This is a genomic window from Streptomyces sp. NPDC012637 (assembly GCF_042954805.1).
GTDB lineage: Bacteria > Actinomycetota > Actinomycetes > Streptomycetales > Streptomycetaceae > Streptomyces.
The window spans coordinates 155,220-169,392 of the sequence record NZ_JBIBDS010000009.1 but is presented as its reverse complement, the minus strand read 5'-3'; the positions used below and the strand labels follow the sequence as shown (position 1 = coordinate 169,392).

Here is a 14,173-nt window from a genome sequence, read left to right as displayed (position 1 = left end):
TGTCGTCAACCCCGTTGTCACATGTGAGGTACCCGTGTCCACCACGCCTTCCACCACCCCGCAGTCCCCCGAGACCGGCACCGCCCGCGTGAAGCGCGGCATGGCCGAGCAGCTCAAGGGCGGCGTGATCATGGACGTCGTCACCCCGGAGCAGGCGAAGATCGCCGAGGACGCGGGCGCGGTCGCCGTCATGGCCCTGGAGCGGGTCCCCGCGGACATCCGCAAGGACGGCGGCGTGGCCCGTATGTCCGACCCGGACATGATCGAGGGCATCATCAACGCCGTCTCCATCCCGGTCATGGCCAAGTCCCGCATCGGCCACTTCGTCGAGGCCCAGGTCCTGCAGTCCCTCGGCGTCGACTACATCGACGAGTCCGAGGTCCTGACCCCGGCCGACGAGGTCAACCACTCCGACAAGTGGGCCTTCACCACCCCCTTCGTCTGTGGCGCCACGAACCTGGGCGAGGCCCTGCGCCGCATCGCCGAGGGCGCGGCCATGATCCGCTCCAAGGGCGAGGCCGGCACCGGCAACGTCGTCGAGGCCGTCCGCCACCTGCGCCAGATCAAGAACGAGATCGCCAAGCTGCGCGGCTTCGACAACAACGAGCTGTTCGCCGCCGCCAAGGAGCTGCGCGCCCCGTACGAGCTCGTCAAGGAGGTCGCCGAGCTCGGCAAGCTGCCGGTCGTGCTGTTCTCCGCCGGTGGCGTCGCCACCCCGGCCGACGCCGCGCTGATGCGCCAGCTCGGTGCCGAGGGCGTCTTCGTCGGCTCCGGCATCTTCAAGTCGGGCGACCCGGCCAAGCGCGCCGCCGCCATCGTGAAGGCCACCACCTTCTACGACGACCCGAAGATCATCGCGGACGCCTCCCGCAACCTGGGCGAGGCCATGGTCGGCATCAACTGCGACACCCTGCCCGAGGCCGAGCGCTACGCGAACCGGGGCTGGTAAGCACCGATGAGCACCACTCCCGTGATTGGTGTCCTGGCACTCCAGGGCGACGTACGGGAGCACCTGATCGCCCTGGCCGCGGCTGACGCCGTGGCCAGGCCCGTCAGGCGCCCCGAGGAGCTCGCCGAGCTCGACGGCCTCGTCATCCCGGGCGGCGAGTCCACCACCATCTCCAAGCTGGCCGCGCTGTTCGGGCTGATGGAGCCGCTGCGCGAGCGGATCGCCGGCGGCATGCCCGTGTACGGCACCTGCGCCGGACTGATCATGCTCGCCGACAAGATCCTCGACCCGCGCTCGGGCCAGGAGACCTTCGGCGGCATCGACATGATCGTGCGCCGCAACGCCTTCGGGCGGCAGAACGAATCCTTCGAGGCGGGCGTCACCGTCGCCGGGATAGACACCCCCGTCGAGGGCGTCTTCATCCGTGCCCCCTGGGTGGAGTCCGTCGGCGCCCAGGTCGAGGTGCTCGCCGAGCACGACGGCCACATCGTGGCCGTCCGGCAGGGCAAGGCCCTCGCCACCTCGTTCCACCCCGAGCTGACCGGCGACCACCGGATCCACGAGCTGTTCGTCGACATGGTGCGCGCCGAGAGGTGACCCGATCCTTGTAGGATCTCTGGGGTTCGTTCAAGAAGTTGGTTACGCGAAGGAGACAGGCAGATGTCCGGCCACTCTAAATGGGCTACGACGAAGCACAAGAAGGCCGTGATCGACGCCAAGCGCGGCAAGCTCTTCGCGAAGCTGATCAAGAACATCGAGGTCGCGGCCCGCACCGGCGGTGCCGACCCGGACGGTAACCCCACCCTCTACGACGCCATCCAGAAGGCCAAGAAGTCGTCCGTTCCGAACAAGAACATCGACTCGGCCGTCAAGCGCGGCGGCGGCCTCGAGGCCGGCGGCGTCGACTACGCGACGATCATGTACGAGGGCTACGGCCCGAACGGTGTCGCGGTGCTCATCGAGTGCCTCACCGACAACCGCAACCGCGCCGCCTCCGACGTGCGCGTCGCCATGACCCGCAACGGCGGCTCCATGGCCGACCCGGGCTCGGTCTCGTACCTGTTCAACCGCAAGGGCGTCGTCGTGCTGCCCAAGGGCGAGCTGACCGAGGACGACGTCCTGGAGGTCGTGCTCGAGGCCGGCGCCGAGGAGGTCAACGACCTCGGTGAGAGCTTCGAGGTCATCAGCGAGGCCACCGACCTGGTCGCGGTCCGCACCGCGCTCCAGGAGGCCGGCGTCGACTACGACTCGGCCGAGTCCAGCTTCGTCCCGACCATGCAGGTCGAGCTCGACGAGGAGGGCGCGCGCAAGATGTTCAAGCTGATCGACGCGCTCGAGGACAGCGACGACGTGCAGAACGTCTTCGCCAACTTCGACGTCAGCGACGAGGTCATGGAGAAGGTCGACGCCTGATCGCGCGGGCTTCTCGGCAGCGGGCCGGCGGGGACACACCCCGCCGGCCCGCTGCGTTGTCAGTGGCAGCCGATAGCCTGCACAAACAGACTTGCGATCAGGGAGGGGCGGCCGTGCGCGTACTCGGGGTGGACCCGGGACTCACCCGGTGCGGCGTCGGCGTCGTCGAGGGAGTCGCCGGACGGCCGCTGACCATGCTCGGCGTCGGCGTGGTGCGCACGCCCGCGGACGCCGACATCGGCCTCCGGCTGGTCGGCATCGAGCGCGGCATCGAGGAGTGGATCGACCGCTTCCAGCCCGAACTCGTCGCCGTGGAGCGAGTGTTCAGCCAGCACAACGTGCGCACGGTGATGGGCACCGCCCAGGCGAGCGCCGTCGCCATGCTGTGCGCCGCCCGGCGCGGTATTCCCGTCGCCCTGCACACCCCGAGTGAGGTCAAGGCCGCCGTCACCGGCAGCGGACGCGCCGACAAGGCCCAGGTCGGGACCATGGTCACCCGGCTGCTCCGGCTCTCCGCCCCGCCCAAGCCCGCCGACGCCGCCGACGCGCTCGCGCTCGCCATCTGCCACATCTGGCGCGCCCCCGCCCAGAACCGCCTCCAGCAGGCCGTCGCCCAGAACCGCCTCCAGCAGGCCGTCGCCCTGCACGCCTCGAAAGGCCGCACGTCATGATCGCCTTCGTCAGCGGCCCGGTGGCCGCCCTCGCCCCCACGACCGCCGTCGTCGAGGTCGGCGGTGTGGGCATGGCCGTCCAGTGCACCCCGAACACCATCGCCGGCCTGCGCCTCGGCGAGCACGCCCGCCTGGCCACCTCCCTGGTCGTCCGCGAGGACTCGCTGACCCTGTACGGCTTCGCGGACGACGACGAGCGCCAGGTCTTCGAGCTGCTGCAGACCGCGAGCGGCGTCGGGCCGAGGCTGGCCCAGGCGATGCTCGGCGTCCACTCGCCGGACGCGCTGCGCCTTGCGGTGTCCACCGGCGACGAGAAGGCGCTCACCGCCGTGCCCGGCATCGGCAAGAAGGGCGCACAGAAACTCCTCCTCGAGCTGAAGGACAAGCTCGGCGCCCCGCTCGGCAGCAGCGGGCTCGTCGGACAGCAGCGGGCGGTCGCCGCCGGACCCGCGCCCTGGACCGAGCAGCTGTCCGCCGCGCTGATCGGCCTCGGCTATGCCGGCCGCGAGGCCGAGGACGCGGTCGCGGCCGTCGCCCCGCAGGCCGAGGCCGCCATCGCGGAAACCGGCTCGGCCCCCGTCCCGCAGCTCCTGAGGGCGGCCCTGCAGACCCTGAACAGGGCCCGCTGACCAGGGCCGCTGCGCGGGGCGGCTCCCCGCCCCGCGGCGCCCGCCGCGCACCACAGACCGCACCGACCACACCGCGAAGGCAGAGCACGTGAACTGGGACGACGAGACGGACACCGGCGCCGCCGCCGAACGGCTGGTCGGCGCCGCCGCCGAGGGCGACGACCAGGCCGTCGAGGCCGCGCTGCGCCCCAAGGACCTCGGCGAGTTCATCGGCCAGGAGAAGGTCCGCCAGCAGCTCGACCTGGTCCTCAAGGCCGCCCGCCAGCGCGGCGCCACCGCCGACCACGTACTGCTCTCCGGCGCTCCCGGCCTCGGCAAGACCACCCTCTCGATGATCATCGCGGCCGAGATGAACGCCCCGATCAGGATCACCAGCGGGCCCGCCATCCAGCACGCCGGTGACCTCGCCGCCATCCTGTCCTCCCTCCAGGAGGGCGAGATCCTCTTCCTCGACGAGATCCACCGGATGTCCCGGCCCGCCGAGGAGATGCTCTACATGGCGATGGAGGATTTCCGCGTCGACGTCATCGTCGGCAAGGGCCCCGGCGCCACCGCCATCCCCCTGGAGCTGCCCCCGTTCACCCTGGTCGGCGCCACCACCCGGGCCGGACTGCTGCCGCCGCCGCTGCGCGACCGCTTCGGCTTCACCGCGCACATGGAGTTCTACGAGCCGCACGAGCTGGAGCGTGTGGTCCGCCGCTCCGCCGGACTCCTCGACGTCGAGATCGACACCGACGGCGCCGCCGAGATCGCCGGCCGGTCCCGCGGCACGCCCCGCATCGCCAACCGGCTGCTCCGCCGCGTCCGCGACTACGCCCAGGTGAAGGCCGACGGAGTGATCACCCGCGAGGTCGCCGCCGCCGCCCTCGGCGTGTACGAGGTCGACAGCCGCGGTCTCGACCGGCTCGACCGTGCCGTGCTCGAGGCGCTGCTCAAGCTCTTCGGCGGCGGACCGGTCGGCCTGTCCACCCTCGCGGTGGCCGTGGGGGAGGAGCGCGAGACCGTCGAGGAGGTCGCCGAGCCCTTCCTCGTACGGGAGGGACTGCTCGCCCGCACACCCCGCGGCCGGGTCGCCACCCCGGCCGCCTGGACCCACCTCGGACTGGTTCCGCCGCAGGCAGCGGGCCCGGGCGCGGCTGGCGGCGGCGGACGGACCGGCGGGGGAAAGGGACAAGCGGGGCTGTTCGGGATGTGACGACGGTGACGGCGCGGATAGTCGCCCGGTCAGGAACCACGGTGCGATGCTGGGCGTTGTTCCATCGATGCGGACTCGCCTAGACTCCGCCGATGCCGCCCTTTCTGGTCGGCGTACCCACCCCCGAAGATCAGGCCGCGGTTTCTCCGCGACCGTGCGAAGGAAACCCGTCCCGTGAACCTCGTGACCCTCCTCCCCTTCATCGTCCTCATCGGGGCCATGTTCCTGATGACCCGCTCTGCCAAGAAGAAGCAGGCGCAGGCGGTGGAGATGCGCAACCAGATGCAGCCCGGCACCGGCGTACGCACCATCGGGGGGATGTACGCCACCGTCAAGGAGATCGGCGACGAGACCGTCCTCCTCGAGGTCGCGCCCGGCGTGCACGCCGTCTACGCCAAGAACGCGATCGGTGCGGTGCTCGAAGACTCCGAGTACAACCGCATCGTCCACGGCGACGACGACACCGACACCGACACCGTCGTTCCGGACGACGCCTCCTCGCTCACCGAGGACGCCGCCGAGGGCCAGGAGGGGGCGGCCAAGGCCGACCTGACCAAGAAGGACGCCGCTCCCGCGGCGGACTCCGAGGTCGAGAAGGACGGCAAGGCCGACGGGGAGACCGAGGCGAAGTAATCGCCCCCGGGGCGGGCGCGGACGCCCACAGGCGTCCGCCGCCCCGGACCGGTTTCACGTCTGCGGGGGCAGGTCCCCACACACACTTCGTGGCCGCCGCCCGCCCAACCGGCGCGGGGGCGGTTTGGACAGGGAGAAACGACAGGTGGCAGCACCGAAGAAGGGCCGAAGGCCGGCGGGGGGCCAGAGCCGGCCGGGCCGCGCCCTGGCACTCATTCTGATCGCCATGGTCGCGCTCACCGGCGGCATGTTCTGGTCGGGGCACACCACCCCGCGCCTGGGCATCGACCTCGCCGGCGGCACGTCGATCACGCTCAAGGCGAAGGCGGAGCCCGGACAGGAGTCCGCCGTCAACGAGACCAACATGAACACGGCGGTCGGCATCATCGAGCGCCGTGTCAACGGTCTGGGTGTCTCCGAGGCCGAGGTCCAGACGCAGGGCCGCGAGAACATCATCGTGAACATCCCCAAGGGGACGAACGAGAAGCAGGCTCGCGAGCAGGTCGGCACCACCGCCCAGCTGTACTTCCGGCAGGTCCTGGCCGTCGCCGCGGCCGATCAGCCCGCGCCGAACCCCAGCGCCACGCCCAGCGGCTCGGCGACCCCGTCGGCGAAGCCCTCCGGCGCCACCGCGGACAAGGGCAAGGACGGCAAGTCCGCCACCCCGACGGCCACCGCCTCCAGCCAGGGCCGTGCCGTCAGCGAGGCGCTGAAGGCCCCGAGCCCCACGCCCACCGCGAGCTCCTCCTCTTCCGCGTCGCCGAAGGCGTCCTCGACGCCGAACCCGACCCAGTCGGGTGACGCCGCCACCACGGCCCTGCAGCAGAAGTTCGCGACGCTCAACTGCCTCGACCCGAAGCAGCGCGCCGCCGTCGGCCAGGGCGTCAAGCCCTCCGAGCCCACCATCGCCTGTGGCGAGGACGCCCCCGGCATCTGGTCCAAGTACCTCCTCGGCCCGGCCGAGGTCGACGGCAAGGACGTCGACGACGCCCAGGGCGTCTTCGACCAGCAGCGCGGCATGTGGATCGTCACCATGGACTTCACGGGCGAGGGCTCGAAGAAGTTCCAGAAGATCACCGGCAAGCTCTCGCAGCAGCAGGACCCGCAGAACCGCTTCGCGATCGTCCTCGACGGCGACGTCGTCTCCGCGCCGTCCGTGCGCCAGACGCTGAGCGCCAGCGCCGAGATCTCCGGCAGCTTCACGCAGGAGACGGCCCAGGACCTGGGCAACATCCTGTCCTACGGCGCCCTGCCGCTGTCCTTCGAGACCCAGAGCGTCGACACCGTCACCGCCGCCCTCGGCGGAGAGCAGCTCCAGGCGGGCCTGATCGCCGGTGCCATCGGCCTCGCGCTGGTCATCATCTACCTGGTGGTCTACTACCGCGGCCTGTCGTTCGTGGCGATCCTCAGCCTCGGCGTCTCGGCCCTGCTCACCTACGTGATCATGGCCCTGCTCGGCCCGGCCATCGGCTTCGCGCTGAACCTGCCGGCCGTCTGTGGTGCCATCGTCGCCATCGGCATCACCGCGGACTCGTTCATCGTCTACTTCGAACGCATCCGCGACGAGATCCGCGAGGGCCGCACGCTGCGTCCGGCCGTCGAGCGCGCCTGGCCGCGGGCCCGGCGCACCATCCTGGTCTCCGACTTCGTGTCGTTCCTCGCCGCCGCGGTGCTCTTCGTCGTCACCGTCGGCAAGGTCCAGGGCTTCGCGTTCACGCTCGGCCTGACCACGCTGCTCGACATCGTGGTGGTGTTCCTCTTCACCAAGCCGGTGATGACGCTCCTCGCCCGCACCAAGTTCTTCGGCAACGGGCACAAGATGTCCGGCCTCGACCCGAAGAGCCTCGGTGCCAAGCCGCCGCTGCGCCGCACCCGCCGTACGTCCGCCCCTGCCGCTGGCCCCGTCGAACCGAAGGAGGCGTGAGATGTCGAAGCTCGGCGATCTCGGCGCCCGACTCCACCGCGGTGAGGTCGGCTACGACTTCATCGGCAACCGCCGTATCTGGTACGGCCTCTCGATCCTGATCACCATCACGGCCATCGTCGCCCTCGCGGTGCGCGGCCTGAACATGGGCATCGAGTTCCAGGGCGGCGCCGTCTTCACCACCCCGAAGACGGACGTCTCCGTCAGCCAGGCCACGGAGTACGCGGAAGAGGCCTCCGGCCACGACGCCATCGTCCAGCAGCTCGGCAACGGCTCCCTGCGCATCCAGGTCGGCGGCCTCGACACCGCCAAGTCCGACCAGGTCCGCTCGGAGCTCGCCAAGGACCTGAACGTCCCCGAGACGAAGATCGCGGCGGAGCTCGTCGGCCCCAGCTGGGGTGAGCAGATCGCCACCAAGGCCTGGACGGGCCTCGGGGTCTTCATGATCCTCGTGGTGATCTACCTCGCCATCGCCTTCGAATGGCGGATGGCCCTCGCGGCGCTCGTCGCGCTGATCCACGACCTCACCATCACCGTCGGCATCTACTCGCTGGTCGGCTTCGAGGTCACGGTCGGTACGGTCATCGGTCTGCTGACGATCCTCGGTTACTCGCTCTACGACACGGTCGTCGTCTTCGACTCGCTCAAGGAACAGACGAAGGACATCACCAAGCAGACCCGCTGGACGTACAGCGACGTCGCCAACCGCTCGATCAACAGCACCCTGGTCCGTTCGATCAACACCACGGTCGTGGCGCTGCTCCCGGTCGCCGGTCTGCTCTTCATCGGTGGCGGCGTCCTCGGCGCGGGCATGCTGAACGACATCTCGCTGTCGCTGTTCGTGGGTCTCGCGGCCGGCGCGTACTCGTCGATCTTCATCGCCACCCCGCTGGTCGCCGACCTCAAGGAGCGCGAGCCGGCGATGAAGGCCCTGAAGAAGCGCGTCCTGGCCAAGCGTGCCTCCGACGCCGCCAAGGGCGACGACCTCGACACCGGCGACGCGTTCGACGCCTCCGGCGCCGAGCCGGCCGTCGTCGGCCAGCGCGGCCGCCGCGGCCGTTCCTCCGGACGGCGCGGATGACCGCCGAGGCGCAGGGCAACCACGAGCTGCTCCTCAGTCGCATCAGGGACGTCCCCGACTACCCGAAGCCCGGGGTGCTGTTCAAGGACATCACCCCGCTGCTCGCGGACCCGGAGGCGTTCACCGCGCTCACCGACACGCTGGCCGGACTGTGCGCCGCGCACGGCGCCACGAAGATCGTCGGCCTGGAGGCCCGCGGCTTCATCCTGGCCGCGCCGGTCGCCGTCCGCGCCGGCCTCGGCTTCATCCCGGTCCGCAAGGCCGGGAAGCTGCCCGGGGCGACGCTGCGGCAGGCGTACGAGCTGGAGTACGGCACCGCCGAGATCGAGGTGCACGCCGAGGACCTGGCCGCGGGCGACCGCGTCATGGTCATCGACGACGTCCTCGCGACCGGCGGCACCGCCGAGGCCTCCATCGAGCTGATCCGGCGTGCCGGAGCCGAGGTCGCCGGCGTCGCCGTCCTCATGGAGCTCGGCTTCCTGCCGGGCCGGGCCCGCCTCGAGCCCGTCCTGGCCGGAGCGCCGCTCACCGCGCTCATCACCGTCTGAGCCGTCGTCCGTGCCGTCCGGCGGCGTCGGACGGCGTGGGACACCGCCGGACCTGGTACGGAGGCGGCCCGGGAATTCCCCGGGCCGCCTCCGTCGTTTTCCGGACAGCCCCGAGAAACGGGCACCCGGCGAGGCACGGCCGCGCATGAGGTGCGTCTCAGCCCACAGGCGCGTGAGCACAGGCGCTTCCAGGTCGATACCATGGCCTTTCCGGGCCTGACCGGGGGACCCGGAACCTCCCCCAGACCCCGTCCGGGGGGACCCCCAAGGAGCGCTCTTGCCAGACGAGGCCCAGCCACTCTCCGCCGCGCAGCCCGACAAGCGAGCCGAGCAGGCCGCGCCGAGCACCGCCGCGCCCCAGAACCCGCCTGCGGAGACCAGGCCCCGGCCCGCGGCCCCCGCCCCGCCCCCGTCCGGCCGGCCCGCCCCGGCCCCGCCCGCCCGCTCCGGCGGCTCCTCGAGCCGGGTCCGCGCCCGCCTCGCCCGCCTCGGCGTCCAGCGGTCCTCCCCGTACAACCCGGTCCTCGAACCTCTGCTGCGGATCGTCCGCTCCAACGACCCGAAGATCGAGACCGCGACACTCCGCCAGATCGAGCGGGCCTACCAGGTCGCCGAGCGCTGGCACCGCGGCCAGAAGCGCAAGAGCGGCGACCCGTACATCACCCACCCGCTCGCCGTCACCACCATCCTCGCCGAGCTCGGCATGGACCCGGCGACGCTCATGGCCGGCCTGCTCCACGACACCGTCGAGGACACCGAGTACGGCCTGGAGGACCTGCGCCGCGACTTCGGCGACCAGGTCGCCCTGCTCGTCGACGGCGTCACCAAGCTCGACAAGGTCAAGTTCGGCGAGGCCGCGCAGGCCGAGACCGTCCGCAAGATGGTCGTCGCCATGGCCAAGGACCCCAGGGTCCTGGTCATCAAGCTCGCCGACCGCCTGCACAACATGCGCACCATGCGCTACCTCAAGCGGGAGAAGCAGGAGAAGAAGGCCCGCGAGACCCTGGAGATCTACGCCCCGCTGGCCCACCGGCTGGGCATGAACACCATCAAGTGGGAGCTGGAGGACCTCGCCTTCGCGATCCTCTACCCCAAGATGTACGACGAGATCGTCCGGCTCGTCGCCGAGCGCGCCCCCAAGCGCGACGAGTACCTCGCGATAGTGACCGACGAGGTCCAGTCCGACCTGCGGGCCGCCCGCATCAAGGCCACCGTCACCGGCCGGCCGAAGCACTACTACAGCGTCTACCAGAAGATGATCGTCCGCGGCCGTGACTTCGCGGAGATCTACGACCTGGTCGGCATCCGCGTCCTCGTGGACACCGTCCGCGACTGCTACGCGGCCCTCGGCACCGTCCACGCGCGATGGAACCCGGTCCCCGGCCGGTTCAAGGACTACATCGCGATGCCGAAGTTCAACATGTACCAGTCGCTGCACACGACGGTCATCGGACCCAACGGCAAGCCCGTCGAGCTGCAGATCCGCACCTTCGACATGCACCGCCGCGCCGAGTACGGCATCGCCGCGCACTGGAAGTACAAGCAGGAGGCCGTCGCCGGCGCCTCCAAGGTGCGCACCGACGTGCCGAAGAGGTCCGGCAAGGACGCCGAAAAAGACACCGTCAACGACATGGCGTGGCTGCGGCAGCTCCTCGACTGGCAGAAGGAGACCGAGGACCCCTCGGAGTTCCTGGAGTCGCTGCGCTTCGACCTCTCGCGCAACGAAGTCTTCGTCTTCACGCCGAAGGGCGACGTCATAGCGCTGCCCGCCGGCGCCACCCCGGTCGACTTCGCCTACGCCGTCCACACCGAGGTCGGCCACCGCACGATAGGCGCCCGCGTCAACGGACGCCTGGTGCCGCTGGAGTCCACCCTCGACAACGGCGACCTCGTGGAGGTCTTCACCTCGAAGGCCGCCGGCGCCGGACCTTCCCGGGACTGGCTGGGCTTCGTCAAGTCGCCGCGTGCCCGCAACAAGATCCGCGCCTGGTTCTCCAAGGAGCGCCGCGACGAGGCCATCGAGCAGGGCAAGGACGCCATCGCGCGGGCCATGCGCAAGCAGAACCTGCCGATCCAGCGGATCCTCACCGGAGACTCGCTCGTCACCCTCGCCCACGAGATGCGGTACACCGACATCTCCTCGCTGTACGCGGCGATCGGCGAGGGCCATGTGACGGCCCAGTCCATCGTGCAGAAGCTGGTCCAGGCCCTCGGCGGCGAGGAGGCCGCGACCGAGGACATCGCCGAGACCCACCCGCCGGCCCGCGGCCGCACCAAGCGCCGCTCCAGCTCGGACCCGGGCGTCGTCGTCAAGGGCGTCGAGGACGTCTGGGTGAAGCTGGCCCGCTGCTGCACCCCGGTGCCCGGCGACCCGATCATCGGCTTCGTCACCCGCGGCAGCGGCGTGTCCGTGCACCGCAGCGACTGCGTGAACGTCGAGTCGCTGTCCCGGGAGCCCGAGCGGATCCTGGAGGTCGAGTGGGCGCCCACCCAGTCCTCCGTCTTCCTGGTCGCCATCCAGGTCGAGGCCCTGGACCGTTCCCGGCTGCTCTCCGACGTCACCCGGGTCCTCTCGGACCAGCACGTCAACATCCTGTCGGCGGCCGTCCAGACCTCCCGCGACCGGGTGGCCACCTCGCGCTTCACCTTCGAGATGGGCGACCCCAAGCACCTGGGCCACGTCCTGAAGGCCGTGCGCGGCGTGGAGGGCGTCTACGACGTCTACCGCGTGACCTCGGCCCGCCGGCCGTAGCACGCGCACGAAAGGCGGCTCCGGTACTCGCGTACCGAAGCCGCCTTTTTCCTGACGGTCGCATCAGCCATCAATCGAGGAACCCCGACGGAGAGCGACCACCTCCGCGAGAGCGGCGCCGGTTCAGGCGCGAAAGGAGGCTCAGCCGCCGAACTCCTGCAGGCCCTTCAGAGCCTGGTCGAGCAGCGCCTGACGGCCCTCGAGCTCCTTGGCGAGCTTGTCGGCCTTGGCGTCGTTGCCCGCCGCGCGGGCCGCGTCGATCTGCTTCTGGAGCTTGTCGACCGCGTCCTGGAGCTGGCCCGTGAGACCCGCGGCGCGCGCCCGCGCCTCCGGGTTGGTGCGACGCCACTCGGCCTCCTCGGCCTCCTGGATCGCCCGCTCCACCGCGTGCATCCGGCCCTCGACCTTCGGGCGGGCGTCGCGCGGCACGTGGCCGATGGCCTCCCAGCGCTCGTTGACGGAGCGGAAGGCGGCACGAGCGGCCTTCAGGTCCGTCACGGGCACCAGCTTCTCCGCCTCGGCCGCGAGCTCCTCCTTCAGCTTGAGGTTCTCGACCTGCTCGGCGTCACGCTCGGCGAAGACCTCGCCGCGCGCCGCGAAGAACACGTCCTGGGCGCCGCGGAAGCGGTTCCACAGGTCGTCCTCGTGCTCGCGCTGGGCCCGGCCCGCCGCCTTCCAGTCCGCCATCAGCTCGCGGTAGCGGGCGGCCGTCGCACCCCAGTCGGTCGAGTTCGACAGCGCCTCGGCCTCGGCGACCAGCTTCTCCTTGGTCTTGCGGGCGTCCTCGCGCTGCGCGTCGAGCGCCGCGAAGTGGGCCTTGCGACGCTTGGAGAACGCCGAGCGGGCGTGCGAGAAGCGGTGCCACAGCTCGTCGTCGGACTTCCGGTCGAGCCGCGGCAGGCCCTTCCAGGTGTCCACCAGGGCCCGCAGACGCTCGCCCGCGGCGCGCCACTGCTCGCTCTGCGCCAGCTCCTCGGCCTCGGTGACCAGGGCCTCCTTGGCGGAGCGCGCCTCGTCGGCCTGCTTCGCCTTCTGGGCCTTGCGCTCCTCGCGGCGGGTCTCCACCGTCTCGGTCAGCTTGTCGAGACGGGCGGCCAGCGCGGCCAGGTCGCCGACGGCGTGGTGCTCGTCGACCTGCTGCCGGATGTGCTCGATGGCCGCCGTGGCGTCCTTGGCCGACAGGTCGGTGGTCCGCACCCGCTTCTCGAGGAGGCCGATCTCGACCACCAGGCCCTCGTACTTGCGCTCGAAGTAGGCCAGCGCCTCCTCGGGGCTGCCGGCCTGCCACGATCCGACGACCTTCTCGCCCTCGGCCGTACGCACGTACACGGTGCCCGTCTCGTCGACGCGGCCCCACGGGTCGCTGCTCACAGCGCCTCCTCAACATGATGCCGTCGCGGGGGCTCCGCCCCTGGCATCGTCCACGGTTTCCCGGCGGGTCTCGCCCGCCCTCCACAGCACGGCCGACGGCCTGCGCTGCACAACGCCAATCTAGGCGAACGGCGGCCCGGCTGTCCGCACTCAGCACGACCGAAATTCAACGGTCACGCGCACGTGTGGTCGCCGGGCCGTCATCGCCCGGTCCGCCGGCTCACTTCTTGGTGACGGCGGCCTTCTCGATCGTGACCTTCTTCTGGGGCGCACCGTCGCCGGCACCGCCCGCGACACCGGCCTTCGCGACCTCCTCGACGGCCTTCAGGCCGTCGGCGTCGAAGGTGCCGAAGGGGGTGTAGTTCGGCGGGAGCTTGGTGTCCTTGTACACGAGGAAGAACTGGCTGCCACCGGTGTTCGGGCCGGCGTTCGCCATCGCCACGGTGCCCTTCGGGTACGTCACCATGCCGTCCTTGGCGGCCTTGCCGAGGCCGTTCAGGTTCTCGTCCGGGATCGAGTAGCCGGGGCCGCCGGTGCCGTCGCCCTTCGGGTCGCCGCACTGGAGCACGAAGATGCCCGAGGTGGTCAGGCGGTGGCACGCCGTCCCGTCGAAGTACTTCTTGTCGGCGAGGTGCTTGAAGGAGTTCACGGTGTGCGGGGCCTTCGCCGCGTCCATCGTGACCGTGATGTCGCCGACGTTCGTCTTGAGGGCCATCGTGTACGTGGCCTTCTTGTCGATCGACATCGCCGGTTCGGGCTTCTTCTCCTCGGTCGGCGCCGCGCTCGGCGTCTCCGAGGGCTGCGAGGCCTCCGTGCTCTTGGAGTCGTCGCCGGTCAGTGCCACCGAGGCCCAGACGGCGAGGCCGGCGGCGAGCACCACCGCCACCGACGACGCGATGACGGTGTTACGGCGCGTCCTGCGCTGTGCCTCCGCACGCCGCTGCTGCTGCCGCGCGTACTTCTCCCTGGCGAGCTGCCGCCGCCGCTGATCGCTGCTGACCACCGGG

General features: G+C 70.8%; 13 protein-coding genes. 11 read left to right on the top strand and 2 right to left on the bottom strand.

Annotation, left to right across the window (positions count from 1 at the left end):
- Positions 1-34 precede the first annotated feature (34 nt).
- From pdxS to ACFY8W_RS31460, 11 genes are all read left to right on the top strand, one after another.
- Positions 35-949 carry a pyridoxal 5'-phosphate synthase lyase subunit PdxS gene (gene pdxS / locus ACFY8W_RS31510; protein WP_391112616.1) on the top strand — a complete coding sequence of 305 codons (915 nt, stop codon included), beginning with the start codon at positions 35-37 and terminating at the stop codon, positions 947-949.
- A gap of 6 nt (positions 950-955) precedes the next feature.
- Entirely contained in the window at positions 956-1,546 is a 591-nt protein-coding gene (pdxT, locus tag ACFY8W_RS31505) for a pyridoxal 5'-phosphate synthase glutaminase subunit PdxT (protein WP_391112614.1), read from the top strand.
- 63 nt (positions 1,547-1,609) lie between these two features.
- Positions 1,610-2,362 carry a YebC/PmpR family DNA-binding transcriptional regulator gene (locus tag ACFY8W_RS31500; RefSeq protein WP_391112611.1) on the top strand — a complete coding sequence of 251 codons (753 nt, stop codon included), beginning with the start codon at positions 1,610-1,612 and terminating at the stop codon, positions 2,360-2,362.
- Positions 2,363-2,475: 113 nt separating this feature from the next.
- A complete protein-coding gene (ruvC, locus tag ACFY8W_RS31495; RefSeq protein WP_391112608.1) occupies positions 2,476-3,033 on the top strand; it encodes a crossover junction endodeoxyribonuclease RuvC in 558 nt (185 codons plus the stop codon).
- Positions 3,030-3,662, top strand: a complete 633-nt coding sequence (ruvA, locus tag ACFY8W_RS31490) for a Holliday junction branch migration protein RuvA (protein WP_391112605.1) — start codon at positions 3,030-3,032, stop codon at positions 3,660-3,662. The genes ruvC and ruvA overlap by 4 nt, the downstream gene beginning before the upstream one ends.
- Positions 3,663-3,750: 88 nt before the next feature.
- A complete protein-coding gene (ruvB, locus tag ACFY8W_RS31485) occupies positions 3,751-4,857 on the top strand; it encodes a Holliday junction branch migration DNA helicase RuvB (protein WP_391112603.1) in 1,107 nt (368 codons plus the stop codon).
- A gap of 174 nt (positions 4,858-5,031) precedes the next feature.
- On the top strand, positions 5,032-5,490 hold the full coding sequence (yajC, locus tag ACFY8W_RS31480) for a preprotein translocase subunit YajC (protein ID WP_391112600.1): 459 nt from the start codon (positions 5,032-5,034) through the stop codon (positions 5,488-5,490).
- A gap of 145 nt (positions 5,491-5,635) precedes the next feature.
- A complete protein-coding gene (gene secD, locus ACFY8W_RS31475; protein WP_391112597.1) occupies positions 5,636-7,414 on the top strand; it encodes a protein translocase subunit SecD in 1,779 nt (592 codons plus the stop codon).
- 1 nt (position 7,415) lies between these two features.
- Entirely contained in the window at positions 7,416-8,495 is a 1,080-nt protein-coding gene (secF, locus tag ACFY8W_RS31470; RefSeq protein ID WP_391112594.1) for a protein translocase subunit SecF, read from the top strand.
- The gene (locus ACFY8W_RS31465; protein WP_391112591.1) at positions 8,492-9,043 is read left to right on the top strand and encodes an adenine phosphoribosyltransferase; all 552 of its coding nucleotides are present in this window, start codon (positions 8,492-8,494) and stop codon (positions 9,041-9,043) included. The genes secF and ACFY8W_RS31465 overlap by 4 nt, the downstream gene beginning before the upstream one ends.
- Before the next feature lie 277 nt (positions 9,044-9,320).
- Entirely contained in the window at positions 9,321-11,795 is a 2,475-nt protein-coding gene (locus tag ACFY8W_RS31460) for a RelA/SpoT family protein (protein WP_391112590.1), read from the top strand.
- A 141-nt stretch (positions 11,796-11,936) separates the two neighbouring features.
- On the opposite strand, the gene ACFY8W_RS31455 is transcribed toward ACFY8W_RS31460, so the two are convergent.
- Both ACFY8W_RS31455 and ACFY8W_RS31450 read right to left on the bottom strand, forming a co-directional pair.
- Complete coding sequence (locus ACFY8W_RS31455) at positions 11,937-13,166, bottom strand: DUF349 domain-containing protein (protein ID WP_391112587.1); 1,230 nt, start codon at positions 13,164-13,166, stop codon at positions 11,937-11,939.
- A 220-nt stretch (positions 13,167-13,386) separates the two neighbouring features.
- Positions 13,387-14,169, bottom strand: a complete 783-nt coding sequence (locus ACFY8W_RS31450; protein WP_391112584.1) for a peptidylprolyl isomerase — start codon at positions 14,167-14,169, stop codon at positions 13,387-13,389.
- Between the last annotated feature and the right edge of the window lie 4 nt (positions 14,170-14,173).